Source organism: Nocardioides anomalus, assembly GCF_011046535.1.
Classification (GTDB): Bacteria; Actinomycetota; Actinomycetes; order Propionibacteriales; family Nocardioidaceae; genus Nocardioides; species Nocardioides anomalus.
On record NZ_CP049257.1, the window covers coordinates 3,676,347 to 3,701,183 of the forward strand.

At 73.1% G+C, this 24,837-nt stretch carries 28 protein-coding genes; 8 read left to right on the forward strand and 20 right to left on the reverse strand.

Annotation, left to right across the window (positions count from 1 at the left end):
- Positions 1–29 precede the first annotated feature (29 nt).
- The 4 genes from G5V58_RS18410 to G5V58_RS18425 are packed head-to-tail and all read right to left on the reverse strand — an operon-like array spanning position 30 to position 4,276.
- Positions 30–1,112, reverse strand: a complete 1,083-nt coding sequence (locus G5V58_RS18410; RefSeq protein ID WP_230486733.1) for an alpha/beta hydrolase family protein — start codon at positions 1,110–1,112, stop codon at positions 30–32.
- Positions 1,112–2,248 (reverse strand): XdhC family protein, encoded by a 1,137-nt coding sequence (locus G5V58_RS18415; protein WP_165236009.1) that lies wholly within the window; start codon positions 2,246–2,248, stop codon positions 1,112–1,114. The genes G5V58_RS18410 and G5V58_RS18415 overlap by 1 nt, the downstream gene beginning before the upstream one ends.
- Entirely contained in the window at positions 2,241–3,380 is a 1,140-nt protein-coding gene (locus tag G5V58_RS18420) for a vWA domain-containing protein (RefSeq protein WP_230486734.1), read from the reverse strand. The genes G5V58_RS18415 and G5V58_RS18420 overlap by 8 nt, the downstream gene beginning before the upstream one ends.
- 11 nt (positions 3,381–3,391) lie before the next feature.
- Positions 3,392–4,276 (reverse strand): AAA family ATPase, encoded by an 885-nt coding sequence (locus G5V58_RS18425; RefSeq protein ID WP_165236012.1) that lies wholly within the window; start codon positions 4,274–4,276, stop codon positions 3,392–3,394.
- A gap of 44 nt (positions 4,277–4,320) precedes the next feature.
- On the opposite strand from G5V58_RS18425, the gene G5V58_RS18430 reads away from it, so the two are divergent.
- The gene (locus tag G5V58_RS18430; protein ID WP_165236015.1) at positions 4,321–5,394 is read left to right on the forward strand and encodes a patatin-like phospholipase family protein; all 1,074 of its coding nucleotides are present in this window, start codon (positions 4,321–4,323) and stop codon (positions 5,392–5,394) included.
- Here the strand turns inward: G5V58_RS18430 and G5V58_RS18435 are convergent.
- Positions 5,391–5,780, reverse strand: a complete 390-nt coding sequence (locus G5V58_RS18435) for a VOC family protein (RefSeq protein WP_165236017.1) — start codon at positions 5,778–5,780, stop codon at positions 5,391–5,393. The two genes, G5V58_RS18430 and G5V58_RS18435, sit on opposite strands and share 4 nt — an antisense overlap.
- 17 nt (positions 5,781–5,797) lie before the next feature.
- On the opposite strand from G5V58_RS18435, the gene G5V58_RS18440 reads away from it, so the two are divergent.
- Positions 5,798–6,070 (forward strand): DUF3253 domain-containing protein, encoded by a 273-nt coding sequence (locus G5V58_RS18440; RefSeq protein WP_165236020.1) that lies wholly within the window; start codon positions 5,798–5,800, stop codon positions 6,068–6,070.
- Positions 6,071–6,347: 277 nt separating this feature from the next.
- Here G5V58_RS18440 and G5V58_RS18445 read toward each other — a convergent pair whose 3' ends face one another.
- The 3 genes from G5V58_RS18445 to G5V58_RS18455 are packed head-to-tail and all read right to left on the reverse strand — an operon-like array spanning position 6,348 to position 8,181.
- Complete coding sequence (locus tag G5V58_RS18445) at positions 6,348–6,869, reverse strand: nucleotidyltransferase family protein (protein ID WP_230486735.1); 522 nt, start codon at positions 6,867–6,869, stop codon at positions 6,348–6,350.
- 41 nt (positions 6,870–6,910) lie between these two features.
- Entirely contained in the window at positions 6,911–7,633 is a 723-nt protein-coding gene (locus G5V58_RS18450) for a hypothetical protein (protein WP_165236023.1), read from the reverse strand.
- Complete coding sequence (locus G5V58_RS18455; protein ID WP_165236026.1) at positions 7,630–8,181, reverse strand: RNA polymerase sigma factor; 552 nt, start codon at positions 8,179–8,181, stop codon at positions 7,630–7,632. The genes G5V58_RS18450 and G5V58_RS18455 overlap by 4 nt, the downstream gene beginning before the upstream one ends.
- Positions 8,182–8,289: 108 nt before the next feature.
- Here G5V58_RS18455 and G5V58_RS18460 point away from each other — a divergent pair, with 108 nt between their 5' ends.
- Positions 8,290–8,841 (forward strand): hypothetical protein, encoded by a 552-nt coding sequence (locus G5V58_RS18460; RefSeq protein WP_165236028.1) that lies wholly within the window; start codon positions 8,290–8,292, stop codon positions 8,839–8,841.
- Positions 8,842–8,942: 101 nt separating this feature from the next.
- Here G5V58_RS18460 and groL read toward each other — a convergent pair whose 3' ends face one another.
- From groL to G5V58_RS18520, 12 genes are all read right to left on the reverse strand, one after another.
- Positions 8,943–10,568: a chaperonin GroEL gene (gene groL, locus G5V58_RS18465; RefSeq protein ID WP_165236031.1), complete on the reverse strand. Its 1,626-nt coding sequence runs from the start codon at positions 10,566–10,568 to the stop codon at positions 8,943–8,945.
- A gap of 111 nt (positions 10,569–10,679) precedes the next feature.
- On the reverse strand, positions 10,680–11,285 hold the full coding sequence (locus G5V58_RS18470; protein ID WP_165236034.1) for a hypothetical protein: 606 nt from the start codon (positions 11,283–11,285) through the stop codon (positions 10,680–10,682).
- Between the two features lie 19 nt (positions 11,286–11,304).
- On the reverse strand, positions 11,305–12,048 hold the full coding sequence (locus G5V58_RS18475; protein ID WP_165236037.1) for an SDR family NAD(P)-dependent oxidoreductase: 744 nt from the start codon (positions 12,046–12,048) through the stop codon (positions 11,305–11,307).
- 39 nt (positions 12,049–12,087) lie between these two features.
- Positions 12,088–13,110 carry a LacI family DNA-binding transcriptional regulator gene (locus G5V58_RS18480; protein ID WP_165236040.1) on the reverse strand — a complete coding sequence of 341 codons (1,023 nt, stop codon included), beginning with the start codon at positions 13,108–13,110 and terminating at the stop codon, positions 12,088–12,090.
- Positions 13,107–14,537 carry a GH1 family beta-glucosidase gene (locus G5V58_RS18485; RefSeq protein WP_329957533.1) on the reverse strand — a complete coding sequence of 477 codons (1,431 nt, stop codon included), beginning with the start codon at positions 14,535–14,537 and terminating at the stop codon, positions 13,107–13,109. Before G5V58_RS18485 ends, G5V58_RS18480 begins: the two co-directional genes overlap by 4 nt.
- Positions 14,534–15,433: a carbohydrate ABC transporter permease gene (locus tag G5V58_RS18490; protein ID WP_230486736.1), complete on the reverse strand. Its 900-nt coding sequence runs from the start codon at positions 15,431–15,433 to the stop codon at positions 14,534–14,536. Before G5V58_RS18490 ends, G5V58_RS18485 begins: the two co-directional genes overlap by 4 nt.
- On the reverse strand, positions 15,430–16,383 hold the full coding sequence (locus G5V58_RS18495) for a carbohydrate ABC transporter permease (RefSeq protein WP_165236043.1): 954 nt from the start codon (positions 16,381–16,383) through the stop codon (positions 15,430–15,432). The genes G5V58_RS18490 and G5V58_RS18495 overlap by 4 nt, the downstream gene beginning before the upstream one ends.
- 104 nt (positions 16,384–16,487) lie before the next feature.
- Positions 16,488–17,783 (reverse strand): ABC transporter substrate-binding protein, encoded by a 1,296-nt coding sequence (locus G5V58_RS18500; RefSeq protein ID WP_165236046.1) that lies wholly within the window; start codon positions 17,781–17,783, stop codon positions 16,488–16,490.
- Positions 17,784–17,916: 133 nt separating this feature from the next.
- Positions 17,917–18,906, reverse strand: a complete 990-nt coding sequence (locus tag G5V58_RS18505; protein ID WP_165236049.1) for a hypothetical protein — start codon at positions 18,904–18,906, stop codon at positions 17,917–17,919.
- Positions 18,903–19,397, reverse strand: coding sequence for a SigE family RNA polymerase sigma factor (locus G5V58_RS18510; RefSeq protein WP_165236051.1), 495 nt, complete (start codon positions 19,395–19,397; stop codon positions 18,903–18,905). Before G5V58_RS18510 ends, G5V58_RS18505 begins: the two co-directional genes overlap by 4 nt.
- A gap of 36 nt (positions 19,398–19,433) precedes the next feature.
- On the reverse strand, positions 19,434–20,966 hold the full coding sequence (locus G5V58_RS18515) for an APC family permease (RefSeq protein ID WP_165236053.1): 1,533 nt from the start codon (positions 20,964–20,966) through the stop codon (positions 19,434–19,436).
- A 21-nt stretch (positions 20,967–20,987) separates the two neighbouring features.
- Entirely contained in the window at positions 20,988–21,749 is a 762-nt protein-coding gene (locus tag G5V58_RS18520; protein ID WP_165236056.1) for an ATP-grasp domain-containing protein, read from the reverse strand.
- Positions 21,750–21,819: 70 nt separating this feature from the next.
- On the opposite strand from G5V58_RS18520, the gene G5V58_RS18525 reads away from it, so the two are divergent.
- The 5 genes from G5V58_RS18525 to G5V58_RS18545 all read left to right on the forward strand — a co-directional run bounded on the left by G5V58_RS18525 (position 21,820) and on the right by G5V58_RS18545 (position 24,747).
- A complete protein-coding gene (locus G5V58_RS18525) occupies positions 21,820–22,179 on the forward strand; it encodes a YciI family protein (RefSeq protein ID WP_165236059.1) in 360 nt (119 codons plus the stop codon).
- Positions 22,176–22,535 (forward strand): YciI family protein, encoded by a 360-nt coding sequence (locus G5V58_RS18530; protein WP_165236062.1) that lies wholly within the window; start codon positions 22,176–22,178, stop codon positions 22,533–22,535. The genes G5V58_RS18525 and G5V58_RS18530 overlap by 4 nt, the downstream gene beginning before the upstream one ends.
- Positions 22,532–22,882: a YciI family protein gene (locus G5V58_RS18535; RefSeq protein ID WP_230486737.1), complete on the forward strand. Its 351-nt coding sequence runs from the start codon at positions 22,532–22,534 to the stop codon at positions 22,880–22,882. The genes G5V58_RS18530 and G5V58_RS18535 overlap by 4 nt, the downstream gene beginning before the upstream one ends.
- Positions 22,883–23,052: 170 nt before the next feature.
- Positions 23,053–24,096 carry an RNA polymerase sigma factor gene (locus G5V58_RS18540; RefSeq protein ID WP_230486738.1) on the forward strand — a complete coding sequence of 348 codons (1,044 nt, stop codon included), beginning with the start codon at positions 23,053–23,055 and terminating at the stop codon, positions 24,094–24,096.
- A 279-nt stretch (positions 24,097–24,375) separates the two neighbouring features.
- A complete protein-coding gene (locus G5V58_RS18545; protein WP_165236065.1) occupies positions 24,376–24,747 on the forward strand; it encodes a hypothetical protein in 372 nt (123 codons plus the stop codon).
- Positions 24,748–24,837: the final 90 nt, after the last annotated feature.

The following is a 24,837-nucleotide window of genomic DNA, read 5'->3' on the forward strand; positions in this document are numbered from 1 at the left end:
GTGGAGGCTACCTCGGGGTGTGATGGCCGTCACCGGGGCTGGGCGTTCTGATTCCTGGTTCGGGCCAGCCGCTTCCGGAGGAAGGTGAGCGTCTCGTCCATGGCGGCCTGCCACTTGGCGTAGAACGCGTGGTCCTCCCCCGCCCAGAAGCGGAGCCGGCTGTCCACGCCGGCGTCCTGCATCAGCCGCTGGGTGGTCCGGGCCCAGGCGGGCGGGCAGGTGCCGTCGAGCTCGCCGTGGTGGACGAGGACGGGCTCGGTGATGCGGTCGAAGTACGTGCGCGGCGCGAGCTCGCGGTAAAAGCGCGGCCGCTCCTGCGGGGTGCCGAACCGGTCGAACAGCGCGGTCACCGACTCCGGGCGCGAGGGCCGGGTGAAGTGGTCGAGGTTGTCCAGGAAGCGACTGCTGACCGAGTCGTAGATGACCGCGGCGCGGACCAGGCCGGGCTGGGTGACGAGCGCGTTCATGGTCACGCCGCCGCCCATGGAGCGGCCGAGCATGGCCAGGCGGGTCTGGTCGACGTACGGCAGCTCCTTGAGGGCGTCGGCAGCGTTGACCGCGTCGCGGGAGTAGCCGAGGCGGGTCTCGCGGTCGAGCTGCGGGACGGGGTCGCCGGACGCATGGCCGCGGTAGTCGGTGTGCAGGACGACGTACCCGGCACGGGCCAGGGCGTCCTGCTCTCGGGCAAGCCCCTGGCCGGTGACGTAGATCGACGGCTCGATGTAGCCGTGGTTGAGCACGATCGCCGGGAACGGACCCTTCCCCTTCGGGCGGACGAGGACCCCGGAGACGGTGAGGTCGTCGGAGCGGTACTCCACGTCGTAGCGGGTGTAGGCGTCGGTGGCGTACTCCTCGCGCAGGATGCGCGGCTTGCCGCCGTCCGGGGCCTGGCGCATGAGCGCCGGCAGCGAGACCGGGCTGGTGACCTCGGGCAGCGGCTCCTCGGTCGGCGTCGGGGCTGCCGTCGGGCTCGGGCTGCTCTGCGTCGGAGCGGCGGTAGTTTCACCGGTTGGCCGGTGAATCTTGTCGTCGTCCGAGGCGGGTGGGGCGGATGTGTCGCTGGTGCAGCCGGTCGCGAGGAGGAGGACGCCGGCGGCGGCGAGGCGGCGCATCAGCGGAGCGGGTTGGTCTCGCCGTGGATGCGGCCGTCGGTGGCCGCGAGGGGCTGGCCTGAGCCGCCCCAGCGGCCGGCGATGATCTCGGCGGCGATGGAGATGGCGGTCTCCTCGGGGGTGCGGGCGCCGAGGTCCAGGCCGATCGGGCTGGAGAGTCGCGCGATCTCCTCGTCGGTGAGGCCGGCCTCGCGCAGGCGCTCGAGCCGGTCCTCGTGGGTACGCCGCGAGCCCATCGCGCCGACGTAGGCGACGTCGGGGAGGCGGAGGGCGACCTCGAGGAGGGGTACGTCGAACTTGGGGTCGTGGGTGAGCACGGTGACGACGGTGCGCGGGTCGATGCGGCCGGCCTCGACCTCGGCGGTGAGGTAGCGGTGCGGCCAGTCCACGACCACGTCGTCGGCGTCGGGGAAGCGCGAGGCGGTGGCGAAGACGGGCCGGGCGTCGCAGACGGTGACGTGGTAGCCGAGGAAGGCGCCGACGCGGGCGACGGCGGCGGCGAAGTCGATGGCGCCGAAGACCAGCAGGCGCGGCTTGGGCGCGAAGGCCCAGACGAAGACGCGCATGCCCTCGCCGCGGCGCTCGCCGTCGGGGCCGTAGGACAGCGTGGCGTTGTGGCCGGCGGCCAGGAGCCCCATGGCGTCGTCGCGGACGGCGTCGTCCGCGCGCGGTGAGCCGATGGTGCCGACCGGGTCGTGGCCGGGGCGCACGATCATCCGACGGCCCATCCAGTCGGGGTCGGGGTGCTCGATGACCGTCGCCAGCGCCACCGGGCGGCCGGCCTCGATGTCGGCGGCGATCTCGCCGAGCTCGGGGAAGGTCTGCCGGCTGACCTTCTCGACGTACACGTCGAGGATGCCGCCGCAGGTCAGGCCGACCGCGAAGGCGTCGTCGTCGGAGACGCCGTAGCGCTGCAGCACCGGCTCACCGGCCTCGACCACCTCCTGGGCGAGGGAGTAGACAGCGCCCTCGACGCAGCCGCCCGAGACCGAGCCGACGGCGGTCTCATCGGGGCCGACCAGCATCGAGGCGCCCGGCGGGCGGGGCGCGGACTGGAAGGTCGCGACCACGGTGCCGACGCCGACCTCGTCGCCGTTCTCCCACCACTTCAAGAGTTCGGGCAGCACGTCACGCACGGGCGACCACCTCCACGAGTTCGGCGTACGTCGCCAGCGAGTGGCCGGCGAGGAAGTCGTCGCAGTGCGGCAGCGCGGCGACCACGCCCTGCTGGACGGGCTCGTAGCCGGTCTTGCCGCGGTGCGGGTTGACCCAGACCACCCGGTGGGCGATGCGCTGGAGCCGGGCCATCTGCTCGGCCAGCAGGGTCGGGTCGCCGCGCTCCCAGCCGTCGCTGAAGACCACCACGACCGCGCCGCGGGCGAGCCCGCGCTGGCCCCAGCGGTCCAGGAACATCCGCAGGGTCTCCCCCAGCCGGGTTCCGCCCGACCAGTCCGGAACCGTCTCGCCGGCGGCGACCAACGCGCGCTCGGGGTCGCGGCCGCGCAGCGCGCGGGTGACGTGGGTGAGCCGGGTGCCCACCGTGAAGGTCTCGACGTCGCCCGCCGTCTGGGTGAGGCGGTGGGCGAGGCGGAGCAGCGCGTCGGCGTACCCGCTCATCGAACCGGACACGTCCAAGAGAAGGACGACGCGGCGCGGCTTGTTCCCACGGCGGCGCCAGGCGATGTCGGCGGGCTCGCCCATCTGGCGCAGCGAGGCGCGCAGGGTGCGGGGCGCGTCGACGGTGCCGCGGTGCCAGCGCTGGTGCCGGGAGGTACGCCGGCGCGGGGCGCGCGGGCGCAGGCTGGCGAACATCGCGGCCAGCCGCGCGCGCTCGGCGGCGGACAGCCCGGCCACGTCGCGGTGGCGCAGCACCTCGGTGTCGCTGGCCATGGCCCGGACGATGTCCTCGTCGCTCTGGCCGGCGTCGGGGGCGTTGCCCTCGCTCAGCGGCATGCCGGCGAAGGTCGGCACCCCCTCCTCCGGCGGCCGCGGGCGGGGCAGGCCGTCGCGGGCGTTGAAGTAGGCCTGGTGCACCTGGTCGTAGCGGGCCAGGTCGTCGGGCGAGGCGCAGAGCGTGGCGCGCCCCGCGTCGTACGTCGCGCGCGCGTCGCCCAGCCCGACCAGCGAGACCGCCTCCAGGAACCCCTGGGCGCGGTCCTGGGTGACCGGCACGCCCGCGGCGCGCAGGGCCCGGGTGAAGCCGAGCAGGACCTCGTCGGCCTCGTGTGCCAGCGCTTGGTCGGCTTCGAGGCTCGCTGGCGCTCGCACCTCAGCCACCGTCAGGCCCGCAGCATCTGGTCCAGCGCCTGCTGGACGCGCTGGCCGTCCTCGCGGTACTTCACCAGCGCGCCGAGGGTGCGGGCGGAGGTCTCGAGGTCGAGGTTGGTGGTGCCGAGGTGGTGCAGCGCGCGGGCCCAGTCGAGGGTCTCGGCCACGCCGGGCGGCTTCTGCAGGTGGGCGGTGTCGCGCAGCTGCTGGACCACGCCGACGACCTGGCGGGCCAGCTCCTCGGAGACCTCGGGCGCGCGGGAGCGGACGATCTGCACCTCGCGGTCCAGGCCCGGGTGCTCGATCCAGTGGTAGAGGCAGCGCCGCTTGAGCGCGTCGTGCAGCTCGCGGGTCCGGTTGGAGGTCAGCACCACGATCGGCGGCGTCGCGGCCGCGACCGTGCCGAGCTCGGGGATGCTCACCTGGTAGGTCGACAGCACCTCGAGCAGGAAGGCCTCGAACTCGTCGTCGGCGCGGTCCACCTCGTCGACCAGCAGCACCGCCGGGCTCTGCTGGAGCGCGGCCAGCACCGGGCGGGCGAGGAGGAAGCGCTCGTCGTACAGGCTCTTCTCGGCCTCCTCCACGTCGCCACCGGAGCCCGCTGCCTCGAGCGCACGCAGGTGCAGGATCTGGCGGGGGAAGTCCCAGTCGTAGAGGGCCTGCGTGGCGTCGATGCCCTCGTAGCACTGCAGCCGCACCAGCGGCAGGTCGAGCGTGGCGGCCAGGGCCTCGGCCAGCGCGGTCTTGCCGGTGCCGGGCTCGCCCTCGAGCAGCAGTGGGCGCTGCATGCGCAGGGCCAGGAACGTCACCGTGGCCAGCGCGTCGTCGCAGAGGTAGCCCGTCTCGCCGAGGCGTCCGGCCACGTCGTCGGCGCTCGCCGGCAGGGGCGTCTCCATGCTTCGAGCCTACGTTCGGCCGGGTTGGGCTTACGTTGTCTCCCGTGCCGCGCAAGCTGCTGAGCGTCGACGGGGGCGGGGTCCGCGGGGTGGTGGCCCTCGAGGTCCTGGCGCGCATGGAGCAGGTGCTGCGCGACGAGTCCGGCGACCCGGGCCTGGTGCTGGGCGACTGGTTCGACTACGTCGGCGGGACGAGCACCGGCGCGATCATCGCCGGCGGCATCGCGATCGGGCTGCCGGTGAGCCGGATCCAGCAGCTCTACCGCGAGAACATGCGCCACATCTTCACCCGGGCCGGGCTGCTCGGCCTGGTCCGCGCCCGGTACGACGAGGCGGGGATCGAGGAGGTGCTGCGCCGCGAGTTCGGCGAGGAGCGCACGCTCGGCTCCCCCGACCTGCACTGCCTGCTGCTCCTGGGGATGCGCAACAGCTCGACCGGGTCGCCGTGGCCGGTGAGCAGCAACCCGGCCGGCCGCTACAACCAGGGGCCGGGCTCCAACCTCGAGCTGCCGCTGTGGCAGCTGGTGCGCGCGTCGTCCGCGGCGCCGACGTTCTTCGTGCCCGAGGAGGTCGCGGTCGGCGGGCAGACGTTCGTGTTCAGCGACGGCGCGGTGACCACCCTCAACAACCCGGCGCTGCAGCTGGCGCTCATGGCCACGCTGCCGGCGTACCACCTGGGCTGGCCGACCGGGCGCGACGAGCTGCTGCTCGTCAGCGTGGGCACCGGCACCACCGAGCGCGCCCAGGCCGACCTGCGCGCCGACGACCTCAACCTGCTCAGCTACGCCACCGCCGTGCCCGAGGCGCTGATCCACAGCGCGGGCGTGCAGAACGACTACCTGTGCCGGGTCCTCGGCGAGTGCCGCCACGGCCCGGTCCTGGACAGCGAGCTCGGCGACCTGGTCGGCGGCGCCGGGCTGCTGCGGGAGCCGCTGTTCAGCTACGTCCGGTACGACGCGGAGACGCACCCGGGCAGCCTCGAGGCGCTCGGCGTCGGCCACCTGTCGCCGGAGCGGCTCGACGCCATCGACGGGGTGGACTTCCTGGAGGAGATGAGCGAGTTCGGGCGGGCCATCGCGCGGCGGGTCGAGGCCGCCCACTTCGACGGGTTCGTCTAGCCGCCGAGCAGGTCCCAGCGGTTGCCGGCGCAGTCGAGGAAGACCGCGACCGTGCCGTACGCCTCGTGCCGCGGCTCCTCCAGGAACTCCACGCCGGCGGCCAGCATCCGTGCGTGCTGGGGCGCGAACGCCTCGACGTGCAGGAAGAAGCCCACGCGTCCGCCGGTCTGGCGGCCCACGGCGGCCTCCTGCTCCGGACCGTCGGCCCGGGCCAGCAACAGCCCCGCGCCACCGCCGGGCGGGCGGACGACGACCCAGCGCTTGGCGCGGCCGTCGTCGGTGGTGCTCGCGCGGTCCTCGGCGAGTTCGAAGCCCAGCGCGTCGACGAAGAAGGCGATCGCCTCGTCCTGGTCGTCGACGACGAGGGTGGTGAGGTCCAGGCGCACGCGGGCACTGTAGAGGGGTGCCGGAGCCCGACCCTTCGACGAGCTCAGGACACCGCCTGGAGCGCGCCATCCTCGACCTGCTCGACCGGCGGGCGCCCAAGACGATCTGCCCGTCCGACGTGGCCCGCGAGGTGGGTACGGCGGACGGCTGGCGCGCGCTGATGCAGCCGGTCCGCGACGCGGCCCAGCGGCTGGTGCAGCGCGGCGAGGTCGAGGTGACCCAGAAGGGCGAGGTCGTGGACCTGCCGACCGTGAAGGGCCCGGTGCGCATCCGGCGGCCCGAGCGGTGAGCGCGTAACGCCCCACGCGGGCGGCGACAGGAGACAGCAGGGGAGAGCTGTCGCCTGCGGCGCTCGGTGTCGACCACCCACCTAGGTGGGTGTTTGCCCGCGCCTGGCCGGCGTCACCGGAGGGGTGGAGGGAGAACGAGATGGAAGACACCGAAGAAGCCGTGCCGCTGCTGCACGACCCGGCCTGCGGGGCGTGCGGCCACGCGGCCCACACCCACCTGTCCTGCGACGGGTGCGGGTGCGAGCCGACGCCGATGCCGGGATCCGAGCGGGTGGTTCAGACGTAGCTGGGCGTGTCGACGTCCACGCCGCTGGCCAGGTCGCCGCACTCGACGAGCGCGGCGTCGTGCTGCTCGAGGTAGGCCTTGGCGCCGGAGTCACCGGTCGCGGCGGCCGCCACGGGCGCCCAGTGCGCCCGGCCCAGGAGGACCGGGTGGCCTGGGCGACCGTGGTACGACGCTCGGACGAGGGCCTCGTCTCCCTCGCGCTCAGAGAGCACGCGTCGTACCACGGCCGCGGTCAGGTCGGGCAGGTCCACCAGGCTCACCACAGCGGCCTGCATGTCGCTGCCCATCAGCGACTGCAGTCCCGATCGTAGTGAGGCGGACATGCCCGTGGTCCAGTCGTGGGCGACGACGACGTCGACGCCGAGACCGTCGAGGAGGCGGACCGCCTCGTCGGCCTCGGCGCCGAGCACCACCGTCACCCCGTTGCACCCACCGTTGCGCAGGACCTCCACCGACCTCTGGAGCCACGACGTCCCGTCAGCGTCGTGGACCAGCGCCTTGGGCCGGCCCATGCGGGATCCGGCACCAGCGGCGAGGAGGAGGCCCTGGGCGTTCAGCGGACGAACGCCTTCTCGAACAGCGGGGCGGCCTGGTCGGCCGGCCCGCCGTAGCAGAGCGACACCTGTCCGTCGAAGACTGCGACGAGGTAGGTGCCGCCGACCTGGAAGTCGGTCTTCTTGACGAGCGCGGCCACGTTGACCGGCGAGGAGCTGACCTGGACGGTCTGGCCGACGTCGCCGGCGTACACGTCGGTGGCGGTCAGCGTCACGGTGTCGCCCGAGATCGCGGTGACCTGGCCCTCGAAGGCCTGCGGGTACTGCGCGAGGATCGCCGGGTCCGGAGGGGCGCAGCGCGCCGAGGCGTCGGCGACCTCGAAGCTCGTGGTCTGACCGGCCAGCGGGGCGTGCCCGTCGATTGTGTCGTCGCTCGTGTCGGCGCTCGTGTCGGTGCCCGCCGGGCTGTCGCTGGTCGTGGAGCCCGCGCTAGGGGTGGGGCTGTCGTCGCCGCCGGCCAGCTGGGAGACCGCGAAGCCACCGGCTCCGGCGATCACGACCGCGGCGGCCGCGGCGACCAGCCAGGTGAGCGGGGTCCGCCGGCGGGCCGCGGGGGCCTCGTCGGTCTCGGGACGGATGTCGAGGTCGGCGCTCATGATGTCCTCCAGGAGGCTCGCGAGGGCGGCCGGGTCGGCCGGGGGAACGACACGGGCGGGATCGCCGCCACGCAGCAGCGCGCGCAGGTCGTCGTCGTGGTCGAAGTCGAAGCGATCGGTGCTCACGTGTCCCTCCCTTCTCTCACTGCTTCATGTCCGCCGGCCCGCTCGATCTTTCGCAACTCGTCCTTGAACTTTCCACGAGCCCGGTGCAGGCGGATGCTCACGGCGTTCGGGGTCAGGCCGAGCACGGCCGCGATCTCGCTGGGGCCCAGCTGCTCCCAGGCCCACAGGCGCAGCAGCTCAGCCTCCTCGGGGCGCATCGTGGCCAGGACCGCGGCCACCCGCTCCTCGGCACCGCTGCCCTCGTCGTCGGCCGGCGCGGCCTCCTGCGGCGGGTCGACGACGGTGATCTTGGCGGCCAGGCGCCACTGGCGCCGACCGCTGCGCTCCTCGTTGGCCAGGCAGTTGCGGGCCACGCCGTAGACCCACGGCAGCGCCGGGTCGGGGACCTGGTCGAGGCGGCGCCAGCAGACCAGCAGGGTCTCGGCGAGCACGTCGTCGGCGGTGTCGGGATCGGTACGCCGGGCGAGGAAGCGGCGCACCGGCTCGGCGACCTCCGCCGCGAGCGCCTCGAAGCGCGCGCGGGCGTCGTCGTCGGGCGCCTGGGTCACACCGACAACCCTCACACACGACCCTGGCCAGCCGCGGTCCCCGGCCCCTACGTTGCGGGCACGAGCCCCCGGATCACGCCCTCGTTCGTCGTCGCCGTCCTGGCCCTCGTGCTCGCCGCCGGCGGGACCGGCTACGCCGCCGGCAAGATCACCGGCAAGCAGATCAAGAACGAGACCATCCAGAGCAAGGACGTCAAGAACGGCACCCTGACCGGCGCCGACGTCGCCGACGGCAGCCTGAGCGGCGCCGATCTCAGCGACAGCACCGTCACCGGTGCGGACGTCGCGGACGCCTCTCTGGGCAGCGCCGACCTCGCGGACGGATCGGTGGCCCGCACCGACCTCAACCGTGCGTGCGCGGCCGGCGAGGTCGCGGCGTTCGGCGGCTGCGTGCGGCTGGTCCCGACCGGACCGTCGTCGTACGACGCGGCGGTGGCGGACTGCAGCAGCCGGGGCGGGCGCCTGCCCACCTCCGGCGAGCTGGTCTGGATCGCCACTCACCTCGACTACACCTGGGCCGACAGCAACGTCGGCAGCTACGAGTTCAGCGGCAGCTTCACCTCGACGTACCCGCTGACCCCGCTGGCGATCGACCGCACCAGGAACCTCGTCGCCAACTCCAGCGGCCAGGACTTCTGGCACCACTGCGTGACCTCCTGACGTCCCCGGCCGACGCCCACGGGACGGAGCACGGCCCCGGTCCTGTCGGACCGGGGCCGTGCTGGGTGGTGCTCTGTGCTGGTGTCAGCGAGGGGCTGGACTCAGAAGTCCATGCCGCCCATGCCGCCGTCGCCACCCGGCATCGCGGGAGCCTTCTCGGGCTTGTCCGCGACGACCGCCTCGGTGGTGAGGAAGAGCGCCGCGATGGAGGCGGCGTTCTGCAGCGCGCTGCGGGTCACCTTGGCCGGGTCGATGATGCCCTCGGCCAGCATGTCGACGTACTCGCCGGTCGCGGCGTTGAGGCCGTGGCCGGGCGTGAGGCCCTTGACCTTCTCCGACACGACGCCGCCCTCGAGGCCGGCGTTGATCGCGATCTGCTTGAGCGGGGCCTCGGTCGCGACGCGCACGATGTTGGCGCCGACGGCCTCGTCACCGGTGAGCTCGAGCTTGTCGAACGCGGTGGCCGAAGCCTGCACCAGGGCCACGCCGCCGCCGGCGACGATGCCCTCCTCGACGGCCGCCTTGGCGTTGCGCACGGCGTCCTCGATGCGGTGCTTGCGCTCCTTGAGCTCGACCTCGGTGGCCGCGCCGACCTTGATGACGGCCACGCCGCCGGCCAGCTTGGCGAGGCGCTCCTGGAGCTTCTCGCGGTCGTAGTCGGAGTCCGACTTCTCGATCTCGGCACGGATCTGGTTGACCCGGCCCTCGATCTGGGCCGAGTCGCCGGAGCCCTCGACGATGGTGGTCTCGTCCTTGGTGATGACGACCTTGCGGGCCTGGCCGAGCAGCTCCAGACCGGCCGACTCGAGCTTGAGGCCGACCTCCTCGGAGATGACCTGGCCGCCGGTCAGGATCGCGATGTCCTGGAGCATGGCCTTGCGACGGTCGCCGAAGCCCGGAGCCTTGACGGCGACGGACTTGAAGGTGCCGCGGATCTTGTTGACGACCAGGGTCGACAGCGCCTCGCCGTCGACGTCCTCGGCCAGGATCAGCAGCGGCTTGCCGGACTGCATGACCTTCTCCAGCAGCGGGAGCAGGTCCTTGACCGACGACACCTTGGAGTTGGCGATGAGGACGTAGGGGTCCTCGAGCACGGTCTCCATGCGCTCGGGGTCGGTCACGAAGTAGGCCGAGATGTAGCCCTTGTCGAACCGCATGCCCTCGGTCAGCTCGAGGTCCAGCCCGAAGGTGTTGGACTCCTCGACGGTGATGACGCCTTCCTTGCCGACCTTGTCCATCGCCTCGGCGATGATGTCGCCCACGGTCGGGTCGGCGGCGGAGATCGACGCGGTCGCGGCGATCTGCTCCTTGGTCTCGATCTCGGTGGCCATGCTGAGCAGCTGCTCGGACACGGCCTCGACGGCCTTCTCGATGCCGCGCTTGAGACCCATCGGGTTCGCGCCGGCCGCGACGTTGCGCAGCCCCTCGCGGACCATGGCCTGGGCGAGCACGGTCGCGGTCGTCGTACCGTCACCGGCGACGTCGTCGGTCTTCTTCGCGACCTCCTTGACGAGCTCGGCGCCGATCTTCTCGTACGGGTCCTCGAGCTCGATCTCCTTGGCGATGCTCACACCGTCGTTGGTGATCGTGGGGGCGCCCCACTTCTTCTCCAGGACGACGTTGCGGCCCTTGGGACCGAGGGTGACCTTGACGGCGTCGGCGAGGGTGTTCATACCCCGCTCGAGGCCCCGACGGGCCTCCTCGTTGAACGAAATCAGCTTCGGCATGACTCCTGCGCTTCCTCACGCTTGAAGTTCTGGGTAGGTGGCACTCTCCACTCGAGAGTGCCAGCGTCATGTTTAGCACTCGACCCTGGTGAGTGCAAGAAGAGTTCGCCGTCAGCGGACCGCGGCCGACACCACGACCGCGACCACGCCGCTCGCGCCCACCGCCGCAGCCAGGCCCGCTCGTGTCCGGCGCCGGGCGACGCCCCAGGCCAGGGCCGCGAGCGCCAGCACCGCGCCCGGCCAGGTGAGCTCGCCGCCGGTGGCGTTGGTGCCCCACGTGGCGCCCACGGCCAGCACCAGCAGCCAGGCGACCGGGTGGCCCGTCGGCTCGGTCTGCCGCAGCGTGTGGGCCAGGACCGCGAAGACCACCGCCACGCCGGCGTACCAGAGGAGGTGGCCGACCCGCTCGTCCCACAGGTGCGCCGTCTCCCCTGGCGCGGTGTTGCCGATGGAGTTCGCGGACAGGTGGACGCCGTGGCCGGTGGCGTAGAGGAGCGCGCCGACGGCGAAGACGGCGTACGCCGCGCGGCCGGCCCGCGCCTCGACCAGGGTCCACAACGCGGGGCCGAGGACCACGAACGGGACCAGCAGGTCGAGCCAGTCGGTCACCCGCGTGCCGTGCCCGGCCGGGCCGAGGCCGTCGGGCAGCGAGCCGAGGTGGTGGGCCAGGGAGTACGCCGCAGCGGTCGCCGCGAGGGCTGCGTCGCGGCGTGGCACCCGCAGATCATGCCCGCTGTCAGCCGGGGGCCGCGGTGTGCACCACGGGCGGCTCGCCTCCCCACAGCTCCACCACGGTCCCCCCGGTCCCGTGCCGCACCAGGTCGAGCACGCTGGCGACGACGTCGGCGGGCGGGATCAGCGGTCGAGCGCGGGCGCGCTCGTCCTCGCTCAGCCGGCGCCACTGCTCGTGGGCCCGGTCCAGCCCGATCCAGTCCGGCGCGACGCACATGACCCGGACCGCGTCGGTGTCGGCCAGGCCGGCGAGCGCCGAGGTGAACCGGATCAGGCCGGCTTTGGCCGCGCCGTACTCCGGCGATCCGTAGGCCTCGAACCCGATCCCTCCGCTGGACGCGATGTTGACGACCACGCCGCCCCCGCGGGCCCGCATCGGGTCCAGGACCAGCTGGGTGAGCGTCATGGGAGCGATCAGGTTCAGCGCCATTGTCGCGACCCACTCGTCCTCGGCGGCCTCGGGGTACTGCCGCCTCGCGCTCCACGCGCCGGCGTTGTTGACGAGGACGTCGGGGCCGCCCAGCGACTGCGCTGCGGCCAGGACGTGGTCGAGGTCGCCCCGCTCACGCAGGTCGGCCCGCACCGGACGGGCCGGCACCCCGTGCTCCTCGACGGCCGTGGCGCAGGAGCGTGCGGCGGCCTCGTCGAGGTCGGCGACCACCACGGCGTAGCCGGCTCCCGCCAGCCCGAGCGCGAGCTCGCGCCCCAGCCCGGCACCCCCGCCGGTCACGATCGCCGTCCTCGTCACGAACACGCTCCCCCGCCGCTCACTGCGCCACCGGTCCGCCTAGCTCGACTCCCGCACCACCAGGCGCGTCTCCAGCAGCCTCGGCGCGGGCGGCTCGTCGGGGTGCGCCATGGTGTCGAGCAGCAGGCCGACCATCTCGCGGCCCATGTGCTCGGGGCTCTGGTGCACGGTGGTGAGCGGCGGGTGCGTGGACTGGGCGAGGGGCGCGTCGTCGAAGCCGACGACGGAGACGGCGGTGGGTACGTCGAGGCCGGCCTCGCGGAGCACCCGCAGGGCGCCGGCGGCCATCAGGTCGTTGGCGCAGAACACCGCGTCGAGGTCCGGGCGGCGGGACAGCAGCACGCGCATGGCGCTCTCGCCGGACTCCTGGGAGAAGTCGCCGGGCACGACCAGGTCGGGGTCGAGCGGGAGGCCGGCGGCGCGCAGGCCGGCGAGGTAGCCCGCGTGGCGGGTGCGGCCGACGACCATGTCGGCGGGTCCGGCGATGGTGGCGATGGTGCGGCGGCCGCGGTGGACGAGGTGGTCGACGGCGAGGCGGGCGCCGAGGACGTTGTCGGCGTCGACGAAGGCGCCGGCCTGGTCCTCGGTGGCACGACCGCCGAGGACGACGGGCAGGCCGCGGGCGCGGATCCGGTCGGGGAGGGTGTCGTCGTCGTGCAGCGACAGGAGCAGGACGCCGTCGACGTGCTGGCGGGTGAGGTACTCGTCGAGGCGGCCGTTGCGCTGGGCGTGCTCGGCCAGCAGGAGGACCAGCTGGAGGCGGGCGTCGGAGAGGGCGCTGCCGATGCCGCGGACCACGCCGGCGAAGAACGGCTCGCCGAACACGCGCTCCTCGGACTCGGCGATGACCAGGGCCACGGCGTCGGTGCGCTGGGTGACGAGGGTCCGCGCGGCCTGGTTGGGCACGTAGCCGAGCTCGGCGATCGCGCCCTCGACGGCCTGGCGGGCGCGGTCGGAGACCTTCTCGCTGCCGTTGATCACCCGGGAGGCGGTGCCCCGGCCCACGCCGGCCGCGGCGGCCACCTCCTCGAGGGTGGGCCGCGTCCGGGGCGCACGCGTCATGGGCTGAGTATGTCGCGGGCGGCGCGCACGAAGCGGCCGTACCACTCCCCGCTGGCCTTGACCGTGCGCCGCTGGGTGGCGAAGTCGACGTGCACGAGCCCGAAGCGCATGGCGTACCCCTCGGCCCACTCGAAGTTGTCGAGCAGCGACCACGCGAAGTAGCCGGCGACGTCCGCGCCCTGCTCGCGGGCGCGGGCGCACGCGGCCAGGTGCGCGGCCAGGTAGGCCAGTCGGTCGGCGTCGACCACCGAGCCGTCGGCCTCGACGGTGTCGTCCCACGCGGAGCCGTTCTCGGTGATGAACAGCGGCAGCGCCGGGTAGTCGCGCGCGACGCGCACCAGGATCTCGGTCAGCCCCTCGGGGTCGACCTCCCAGCCGTTCGCGGCGGTGGGCAGGCCGCGGTGGGTGAACTCCCCCGCGTTGGTCCCCGGGTACGCCGAGGGGCGGACCACGTGCCGCGTGTAGTAGTTGATGCCCAGGAAGTCGAGCGGCTGGTGGATCGTCCCGAGGTCGCCGTCCTGGATGAGCGTCGGGGCGACGAGCGCCCCGAGGTCGGCCAGCACGTCGTCCGGGTAGGAGCCCAGGAGCGCGGGGTCGAGGAACCACCGGTTCTGCAGCCCGTCGATGCGGCGCACCGCGTCCTCGGAGTCGGCCCCCGGGAAGGCCGCGGTGACCGGGTAGAGGTTCAGCGTCGTGCCCACCAGCGCGTCGGGCGCGGCGGCCCGCAGCGCCTGCACCGACAGCCCGTGGGCCAGGTTGAGGTGGTGGCTGGCGGCCACGGCGTCGGCCGCGGAGTGCCGGCCGGGCGCGTGGATGCCGTTGCCGTAGCCGAGGAAGGCCGCGCACCACGGCTCGTTGAGGGTGATGAAGTGCCCGACCCGGTCGCCGAGGCGCCCGCCCACGACCGCGGCCAGCTCGGCCAGCCGGGCGGCGGTGTCGCGGGCCGGCCAGCCGCCGGCGTCCTCGAGGTGCTGCGGCAGGTCCCAGTGGTAGAGCGTCACCCACGGGTCGATGCCGGCGGCCAGCACCTCGTCGACCAGCCGGTCGTAGAAGCCGAGCCCGTCGGCGTTCACCTCCCCGGACGGCGTGAGCACGCGCGACCACGACACCGAGAAGCGGTACGCCGCCAGACCGAGCGTCCGCATCAGCCCGACGTCCTCGCCGTAGCGGTGGTAGTGGTCGCAGGCCACGTCGCCGGTGTCGCCCCCGACGACCCGGCCGGGCTCGGCGCAGAAGGTGTCCCAGATCGAGGGGGTCCGGCCGCCGAGGGTGGCCGCGCCCTCGATCTGGTACGACGCGGTGGCGGCGCCCCAGACGAAGTCGGGCGGGAACTCCTCGGGGCGCACGGCGGCGTCGACGAGCAGGTCTGTCTCGTCGCGGGCGCCGAGGGCGTCGAGGGTCGCGGGACGGGGATCGAGGGTGGTCACGACTTGAGGCCGCCTTCCATGATGCCGCCGACGATCTGGCGGCCGAAGAGGATGAAGACCACGAGCAGCGGGAGGACGCCGAGCAGCGTCCCGGCCATCACCAGCGCCTGGTCGGTGTAGTAGCCGCCGGCCAGGCGCGCGAGCGCGACCTGGACGGTCGGGTGGTCGAGGTCGAGCACGAGGTAGGGCCAGAGGAAGTCGTTCCAGCGCTCCATGAACGTCAGCAGCGCGAGCACCGCGGCGGCCGGCCGCAGCACCGGCAGCACCACGTAGAAGAAGGTCTTGAGGATCGATGCGCCGTCCAGGCGGGCGGCCTCGAGCAGCTCGTCGGGCAGCGCCTGCACGACGTACTGCCGCATGAGGAAGACGCCGAAGCCGGAGACCAGGAAGGGCAGCGAGACCGCGGGCAGGGTGCCGCTCAGGTGCAGCTTGCTCATCAGCATGTAGAGCGGGATCAGCCCGAGCTGGACCGGCACCATCATCGTGAGCAGCACGAAGGCGAGCAGCGGCGAGCGGCCGACGAAGCGCAGCTTGGCGAAGGCGAACCCGGCCAGGCAGGAGAAGAACACGACCGCCGCCGTGGTCACGGTCGCGACGAGCACGGTGTTGACCACCGCCTTGCCGAAGGTGATGTCCGGGTTGGACAGCACCCGGTCGAGGTTGGTGAACAGCTCGCCGCCCGGGGTCAGCGGCGGCGGCACCGAGGTGATGTCGGAGTTGGGCCGCGAGGCCATGACGACCATGAAGTAGAGGGGGAAGGCCGAGAGCGCGGTGACGAAGCTGAGCACCACCACCGTGGGGCTGACCAGCCGGCGACGCACGCGCGGCGCCTCCACCGTCTGCGTCGCAGGTACGGCGACCACGGGCGCCGGCTCCAGCTCGACGTGCGCGGTCACTGGACGCCCCGCAGTCGCCGCAGCAGCAGCGCGTTGAGCGCACCGATCAGGGCGATGACGATGAACATGACCCACGCGACGCTGCTGGCGTACCCGAACTCCTGGCCGGTGAAGGCCTGCTCGTAGACGTACATGGTCAGCGTCTGGAACTGCCGGGTCGTGCCGCCGGTGATCGCGTTGGCGCCGGAGTTGAACAGCAGCGGCTCGGTGAACAGCTGCATCCCGCCGATGGTGGCGACGAGGGTGACGAAGACGATCGTCGGTCGCAGCATCGGCACGGTGATGTGCCGGAACTGCTGGACCGGGCCGGCGCCGTCGATCGAGGCGGCGTCGTAGAGCTCGCGCGGGACGGCTTGGAGCGCGGCCAGGAAGATCAGCGCGTTGTAGCCGGTCCAGCGCCAGTCGACCATCACCGAGATGGCCAGCCACGACGACCAGCGGTGCTGCTGCCAGGCGATGGGCTCGACGCCGACGTGGCCGAGCAGCCAGTTGACCAGACCGAAGTCACGGGCGAAGAGCAGCGTGAAGATGATGCCGACCGCGGCGATCGAGGTGATGTTGGGCAGCAGCACCCCCATCCGCCACAGGGTCCGGGCCCGCAGCCGCTGGTTGAGCAGCTGGGCCAGGACCAGCGACAGCAGCAGCTGCGGGACCGTGGCCAGCACGAAGATGCCGAGGGTGTTGCGCAGCGCGTTCCAGAAGTGGTCGTCGCCGAGCAGCTTGCTGTAGTTGCCCAGCCCGGACCAGGAGCGGTCGCCGAGCAGGCTCCAGTCGTGCAGCGAGACCCAGAACGTGAACAGCAGCGGGAACAGCCCGAAGACCGCGAAGACCAGGAAGAACGGCGAGATGAAGGCGTAGCCCGCCACCTGCTCGCCGCGCGGTCCGCGCCCGGGTCGAGCCCGGCGCCGGCGTTGGGCCGGTGTCGCCGGGGTGCTGGTCAGAGTGGCCACGAGGCTCCGATCGCTGAAGTCGCTGGGGTGGAGAGGTGGTGTGGCCGGCAGGCCCGCGTGAGGCGTACGACGGGCCTGCCGGCCGGGTCAGGGGCTGTTCCGGGTCAGCCCGCTGCCGCTTCGGCGTCGCTCACGGCCGTGTCCCAGGCCTCCGAGGACGACTTCTCGCCGTTCTCCGCGCTGCGCATGGCGTTCTCCACCGCGTCGCGGACCGGCTGGTTCTTCGCACCGAGGTAGACCGGCTTGAGGCTGGACGCGCCGGCCACGAACAGCTGCCCGATCGGGGCGTCGCTGAAGTACTCGTTCGTGGCGTCCTTGAGCGCCGGGGTGTCGTAGAGCGTCGGGTTGGACGGCAGGTTGCCGACCGCCTCGAAGGCACCCATCTGGCCGTCGGCGCTGGTCAGGAAGTCCACGAGCTCGAGGGCGAGGTCCTGGTGCTTGCTGACCGTCGGCACGGCCAGGAACGACCCGCCCCAGTTGCCGCCGCCGCCGGGGACGGTGGTGATGTCCCACTTGCCGGCGTTCTCGTCGCCGGCCTGCTCCTCGATGTAGCTGGTCATCCAGGCCGGGCAGGCGATGGTGGCGAAGGCGCCGTTCTTGAAGCCGGCGTTCCACTCGTTGGAGAACGACTTCAGCTTGGCGCTGATGCCGGCGTCCGACATGGCCAGCGCGGTGTCCCAGGCGTTCTGGACGGCCGGGTTGGAGTCGATGATGAGCTTGTTGTCGTGGTCGAAGTACGTCTCGTCCGCGGTCTGCATGAGGATCGAGTTGTAGGTGTTGGTGGCCGAGTCGATGAAGTGCACGTCGTCGCCCATCGCGTCCTGGAACTGCTCGCCGACCTGGGTGAAGGCGTCCCACGTCGGCCACAGGGCCGCGACCTGCTCGCGGTCGGTCGGGAGCCCGGCCTGCTCGAAGAGGTCCTTGCGGTAGCACATGGCCAGGCCACCGACGTCGGTGCCGAGGCCGATGGTGTCCTTGCCGTCGGCGGTGGTGGCCTGGGCGTACTTCCAGTCCAGCCACTGGTCCTTGTGGTCGTTCGAGCCGTGCTCCTGGAAGTTCACGAACTTGTCCGCGCTCTGCAGGAAGTTGACGACCTGGCCCTCCTCGATGGCGACCACGTCGCCAGCGCCGCTGCCCGCGGCGATCTTCTGGGTGAGCTGGGTGTTGTACTGCCCGAGGTCGCCCTCGGAGGTCTCGACGATCTTGACGCCGGGGTGGTCCCTCTCGAACTGCTTGTAGAGGTCTTCGTAGCCGAAGTTGCCGAAGACGCTGACCCGCAGCGTCGTGTCGGAGCCGGAGGCGCCGTCGGCGTCGTCGCCGCAGCCGGCCAGGCCGGCGGCGGCGAGCAGGAGCAGGCCGGCGGCGGCGGCCGTGCGGCGAGCGCGGGTGTGGAGCGTCATGGCGGTGGATCCCGTCTGCTTGTGGGAGCGTTCCCACGGAACAGTGATGGCTGTCACACCGTATGTCAAGGGGGCTCGTGGGATCGCTCCCACGAGTTCGTCCCGAGGCTGGTCAGAAGCGGAAGCGTGGCCCTCAGAGGGCGTAGCTCGCCGTGTCGTAGGAGCCGTGGATGCGGGTGAGCACCCCGAAGTCGTGCGTCCCCACCCGCCAGGCCACGAGGACGGGGTAGGTCTGCCGGGATTCGTAGACCACGGTGTCGGCGTCCAGCCAGCCGGCCACGGCGCAGCAGTTCTTGTCCCTCGTGTCGGTCCCGTCGGTCGTGGCCTCGGTGAACGCCAGCACCCCGCCCGGCCAGGTCATGAACTCCGATCCCGACAGGTCGGTCCCGGGGTCGCGCACGGGCAGCTGGAGCCCCATCCCCCAGCTCGCGGCGCCGGCGACGACCGGGCCGTACTGCTGGGCCGCACCGGTGTCGATGCCGGGCTCCGGCGGGCTCTGGCTGGTGCCGTAGGCGAGGTCGGTGCCCCACGCCCGGCGCGCCACGTCGTAGACGGCCGCGGTGCCACCCGGTTGGCGGAACGAGACGGTGCTGCCGTCCGGCGCCAGCTGCGGGGCAGGCAGGTAGGAGTAGCCGTTGGCCTTGGTGACCTCCTCCAGGCCCGGCGCCTCGACGTCGCGCACCTCGCCGTCCGGGCCGACCAGGGTGAGGGAGCGGCCGGTCGCGAAGACGGCGTACGCGCGGTCCATCGGGTCGTCGCGCCGCTCGGGGCTCGCGGTGCCCACCGCGATGTCGGGCGGCAGCGGCGAGTCGACCAGCGGGAGGTCGCGCTCCTGGAGCTGGTCGGGGCCCCACCACAGCGGCACGCCGTCGTACGTCGCATCGGGGCGGCCCCGGTCCGAGACGCCGACGTCACCACTCGACGGCGGCGCGGGCGGCCGCGGGTCGAGCACGGCGATCCCGCCCGACACCGCGACGGTGGCGGCCGCGACGCCGGCGACCACGCCGAGCCGGTGCCGCCGGCGCACGGTCCGGGCCCGGCGCCAGGCCCGGGCCGAGACGTCGGGCATGGTCTCGTCGGCCACCCGCTCGCGGAGCAGCTCGCGCAGTCGGTCGTGGGTCATGTCGGCTCCTCCAGCAGCTCGGCCAGCTCGGGCGCGACGGCGCGCAGCCGGGCCAGTGCGACGTGGGTCTGGCTCTTGACGGTCCCGAGGCCGACGCCCATGGCCTCCGCGGTCTCGCGCTCGCTCAGGTCCTCGTAGAAGCGCAGCACGACGGTGGTCCGCTGTCGCGCGGTCAGCTGCGCGAGCGCGCGGTCGAGCAGCAGCCTGCGGTCGACCTCGGCCGCGGGGCCGGGCCCGCTGGTGGTGTCCCGCAATTCGACGACCACCTCGCGCCGGTGCCGGCGCCACCAGGAGATGTTGGTGCGGACCATGACCTGGCGCGCGTAGGCGTCGGGGTGGCCGTCGCGCAGCCGCGACCAGCGCAGCGCGACCTTGGTCAGCGCGTCCTGGACCAGGTCCTCGGCCCGGTGGTGGTCACCGCAGAGCAGCACCGCGGTGCGCAGGAGCGGCTGCTGCCGCGCCCGCGCCCACCGGGTGAACTCCTGCTCCACGACCTCACAACGCTCGGGCCGGGCCGGAGGTTGGGGTCAGGCGGTGCCCAGCTTCTCGTCAGTCTCGTGCGCGTCCACGCCGGGCGCCAGCCGCGAGTGGGTGCGGCCGTAGAAGAAGTAGATGAGCAGCCCGACCGCGAGCCAGACCAGGAACCGCAGCCAGGTCTCGGTGGCCAGGCTGGCCATCAGCCCGATGCAGGTGACGGCGGAGACGATCGGCAGGACCGGGACGCTCGGGGTCCGGAAGGGCCGGTCCATGCGCGGCTTGGTGCGGCGCAGCACGATCACGGCGATGGCCACGACCAGGAACGCGAACAGCGTGCCGATGCTGACCATCTCGGCCAGGGTGTCGATCGGGACGAACGCCGCGATCACCGCCACGACGATCGTGGTGCCCATGGTGAGGCGGGCCGGGGTGCCGTACTTCTCGTGCACCTTGCCCACCGCGGCCGGCAGCAGCCCGTCGCGGCACAGCGCGAAGCCGATCCGGGCCATGCCGACGATGTCGACCAGGATCACCGAGGTGAGGCCGGCGACCGCGGCGATGCCGACGACCTTGCTGGCCCAGCCCAGGCCGACCTGGGTGAAGGCGTCGGAGATCGGGGCGCCCTCGGACAGGTTGCGGTAGTCGACCATGCCGGTCAGCACGAAGCAGACCGCGAGGTAGAGGACCGTGCAGACCACGAGGGTGCCGATGAGGCCGCGCGGCATGTCCCGGCCGGGGTTCTCGGTCTCCTCGCCCAGGTTGGCCACCGCCTCGAAGCCGGAGTAGGCGAAGAACACCACCGCGGTCGCGACGAGGATGCCGGTGATGCCGTACGCCGTCGGGCTGGTCCCGCTGAGGAACTGCCACAGCGGCTGGGACAGCCCGCCGCTGGACTCCTCCGGCTTGCTCGGGGGGATGAACGGCGTGAGGTTCGCCGCCTTGAGGAAGAACAGCCCGGCGATGATGACGAAGACGGTGATGCTCACCTTGACCAGCACCAGCAGGTTGGTGACCCACTTGGACTCGCGGATGCCGACGGTGGCGACGACGCCGAGCACCACGACGATGAGGACCGCGCCGACGTTGACCGGCGCCTCCTCGCCGAACAGCGAGGTCGGCAGCCCGAGGAAGTCCTGCACGTAGCCCGACCAGCCGCGCGCGACCGTGGCCGAGCCGAGCGCGAACTCGAGCACCAGGTCCCAGCCGATGATCCAGCCGAACAGCTCGCCGATGGTCGTGTAGGCGTAGGTGTAGGACGACCCGGCCGTCGGCACCGCGGCGGCCAGCTCGGCGTAGCAGAGCGCCGCCAGCATGGCGACGACGCCGGCGATGGCGAAGGAGATCGTGATCGCGGGGCCGGCGTGGTTCTTGGCCTCGACGCCGGTCAGCACGAAGATGCCGGTCCCGATGACGATGCCGATCCCGAAGCCCATCAGGTCCCGGGCGCTCAGGCTCTTCTTGAGCCCGTGGTCCTCGTCGTCGTTCTGGTGCAGGACGGTGTCGATGTCCTTGGTCCGGAGGATGCCGGTCTTCTTCTTGGTCTGCCCGGAGCCCTCGGTCGCGCTCGCTGATCCTGCTGACATGAGCAGGCAGTACCCCGTCGGTCAGGATTGTCGCGACAGCGTGTCGTGCACCAGGGCGGCGAACGGCTCGGCGTTGACCGGGTCGACGTCGAGGTAGAGCCCCGGCTCGACGAGCTCCAGCTCGCTCACCACCCGCTCGCCCCGCCAGCGCATCAGGTCCACCCGGGCGTACGCCGCGCCGCCGGTCGCCGCGACGGCGCGCTCGGCCAGGGCGGCCGCGTCCGGGTCGAGGTCCGCGCGGACCGTCGTGCCGCCGTACTCCTCCTGGACGCGGAGCTCGCCCGGCGCCGGCCGCTTGTCGAACTGGCTCACCGCCCGGCCGCCGAAGACGTAGACCGACGACTCGCCCTCGGTGCGCACCGAGTCCACGACCGGCTGCACCACCCACGGGCCGCCGTCGAGCGGCACCAGCCCGATGCCGCTCGCGCCGACGCGCGGCTTGACCACGAGCGCGGCGCCGTCCAGCAGCGTCGTCGGCACGGTCGGCACGTGCTCCCCCAGCCCGACGAGGTAGGCCTTGTCGGCGTTCCAGGTGAAGGTCTCGGCGCCGTTGAGCAGCCGCGGGACGGTGCGGGCCCAGGCCAGGAACTCCTCGAGGCGCCGGTGGTAGTCCCACGTCGAGCGGACCACGACCAGCCGGGCGGCGTCCCAGTCGACCTCCGGGTCGTCCCAGACCACCCACGCGGTGTCGAGCCCACGGTCGGCCAGGGCCGCGTCGAGGTGCCCGGCGCCGGGCTCGCCGGTGGGCAGCTCGCCCGAGGTCACGAGAAAGATGTCCGGCACCTGTCGATTCTCGCGTGGCCCGCGCGTCATCACGGTGTCAGGATCGAGACCGACCCAGAGGAGAGAGCCCATGCCGCAGTACGTCGTGTTCAGCGTCGACGACGAGGACCAGTGGGAGCGTTCGGACGACGCCACCCGCCAGCAGACCTACGACGCCGACGAGCGCTTCCTGAGCCTGCTCAAGGAGCGCGGCGGCAAGGTCGTCGGCGGCGCCGACCTCACCCACTCCCGCGAGGGCCGCGTGCTGGTCGCGGGCGACGACGGGATGAGCGTCACCGAGGGGCCCTACGCCGAGAGCGTGGAGCAGCTGACCGGCTTCTACATCGTGGAGGCCGCGGACCTGGAGACCGTCGTGGACGCCGCCCGGCTCATGCTCGAGGGGCACGGGCGCCTCGAGATCCGGCCGCGGCCGGACCGGGACTACTCGTGACGACGTACGCCGTCCTGCTGCCCGGCGACGAGGCGCAGTGGGAGGCGGCCACGCCGAGCGAGCGGGAGCGGGTCTACGGCGTGCACCGGGAGTTCGCCGAGGCCCTGGCCGCCCGCGGGCACCGGGTGACCGGCGGCGCCGAGCTGACCCACTCCCGCGAGGCCAGGGTGCTGCGCACCTCCGCGTCCGGGCAGCAGACGGTGACCGACGGGCCGTACGCCGAGAGCGTCGAGCAGCTGACCGGCTTCTACGTCGTCGAGAGCGAGGACCTCGACGACCTGCTCGACGTCTGCCGCATCCTGGGCCACGGCGAGAGCGCGGTCGAGGTGCGCGCGACGACGGGAGGTGCGGCGTGAGGTTCTTGGTGCTCATGGCCGAGGACGACCACTTCGCCAAGTGGGAGGGCGCCGACGACGCCCTGCGCGCGCGGGTGGTCGCCGACTTCCAGGCCTTCGACGCCGCGGTCCGCGCCCGGGGCGAGGTGGTGGCCGGCGAGGCCCTCGACCACCCCGGCGCCGCGCGCACGGTGCGGCCCGGCGACGACCGGCCGGTCAGCGAGGGGCCGTTCGCGGAGACCGTCGAACAGCTGGGCGGCTTCTACCTCATCGACGTGCCCGACCTGGAGACCGCGGTCGAGGTGGCCGCGCTGCTGCCCCGGGAGTACGCCGTGGAGGTGCGACCCACGCTCGAGGTGCAGCTCTGACCCCACTGGAGGAGTCACACCGCGACGAGTGGGGCCGGCTGCTGGCCCTGCTCGTCGCGCGGTACCGCCGGCTGGACCTGGCCGAGGACGGGCTCGCCGACGCCTTCGAGGCGGCGGCGCGGACGTGGCCGCGCGACGGCGTACCGGACAACCGGGGGGCGTGGCTGCTGGTGGCGGCGCGGCGGCGGGTCAGCGACCGGCTGCGGGCCGAGGCGGTGGCCGCGCGGCGGCTGCCGGTGCTGGCGGTGGAGGCGGAGCTCGCGGAGGAGGCGCAGGAGGTGGTGGCGGACCCGGGCGGGGCGCGTGTGGTCGACGAGCGGCTGCGGCTGGTGCTGCTGTGCGCGCACCCGTCGCTGCCGCGCGAGGCCGCGGCGGCGCTGACCCTGCGGCTGGTGCTCGGCGTGTCGACCGAGGACCTGGCCCGGCTGTTCCTGGTGCGGACCTCGGCGATGGCGGCGCGGCTCACCCGGGCGCGCAAGCGGCTGGCTGGAGAGCGGTTCGCGGTGCCGGTCGGGGCCGAGCTGGCCGAGCGGGTGCGGGTGGTGGGCGAGGTGGCGTACCTGGCCTTCACCGCCGGCTACGCGCCCGGCTCGGGTGCGGACGTGCTGCGCGCCGACGTGGCCGGCGAGGCGGTGCGGCTGGTCCGGGTGCTGCGCACGGTGCTGCCCGCGCCCGACCCCGAGGTCGACGCGCTGCTCGCCCTGGTCCTGCTGCAGCACTCGCGGCGCGACGCCCGGGTCCGCGACGGCCGGCTCGTGCTGCTGCCCGACCAGGACCGCACGCGTTGGCACCACGACGAGATCGCCGAGGCCATCGGGCTGCTGACGCCGCTGGCGCACGCCGCGCCCGCGCCGTACCTCCTCCAGGCGCTCATCGCCGCCGAGCACGCCATCGCCCCCACCGCCGCGCAGACCGCGTGGCCGCGGATCGTGGCGCGCTACGACGAGCTGCTCGCCCTCGGCGACTCGCCGGTGGTCCGGCTCAACCGCGCGGTCGCCGTCGGAGAGGCCGACGGCCCGCAGGCCGGACTCGCCGCGCTGGCCGGTCTCGACCTGCCCGGGCACCGGCTGCCGGCCGCCCGCGCCGAGCTCCTGACCCGAGCGGGACGGCTCGACGAGGCCCGCGCGGCGTACGACCTGGCCGTCGACCGGTGCGGAAACGAGGCCGAACTCGCCCACCTTGACGGGAGACGGGCCGCGCTCGGGACAGAATGAGCCCATGATGGTGTACGCCGCCCTCGTGCCACCTCCGGACGTGCTCACCCGCGTCCGCCAGGTCGTGGACGGTGTCGCGCCGTCCCGGCCACCGGAGCCGGTCCCCGTCCGGCGGGGACTGCTGCGCCGTCGCGAGACCGCTCCCCCGCCGCCCCCGCCGGCGCCCATGCTCAACACCGTCTCGCCCGCCGCGATGCACCTGACCGTGGCCAAGTTCGGCAACCTGGCCCTCAACGACGCGATGCGCCTGGCCAACGCCCTGGACGCCGAGGCCTGGCAGTGGCCCACCCCCGCCTGCGCCTGCGCGGCGGCGTGGCCCTCGAGCCCGAGGGCGACGACGGCGTCTGGGTGCCGCTCGACGGCGACCTCGACGTGCTGGCCAACCTGCGCCAGGGCATCACCCGCGTCGCCGGCGGCCTGCAGCTCTTCGTCGACCGCCGCGGCTTCCGGCCCCAGGTCCAGATAGGCACGGTGAACGGCTACACCACCGAGGCCTACCTCCAGGAGCTGCTCACCGCCCTCGGCGTCTTCGAGTCCAACGCCTGGTGGCAGACCACGGTCTCGCTGCTCCAGCCGGCCGACCTCGGCCCGGGCAACGCGACGTTCAAGACCTTCCGCGACATCGCCCTGGGGCCGGCGAAGGAGCGCTAGCTGTTTGGTCGCGACTCCGTCGCGACGTGCTCGGCGCGCTTTCATCGAACCGTCCCGGGTGCCGCTTTCTGGGGCCAAGCGCTGCGCGCT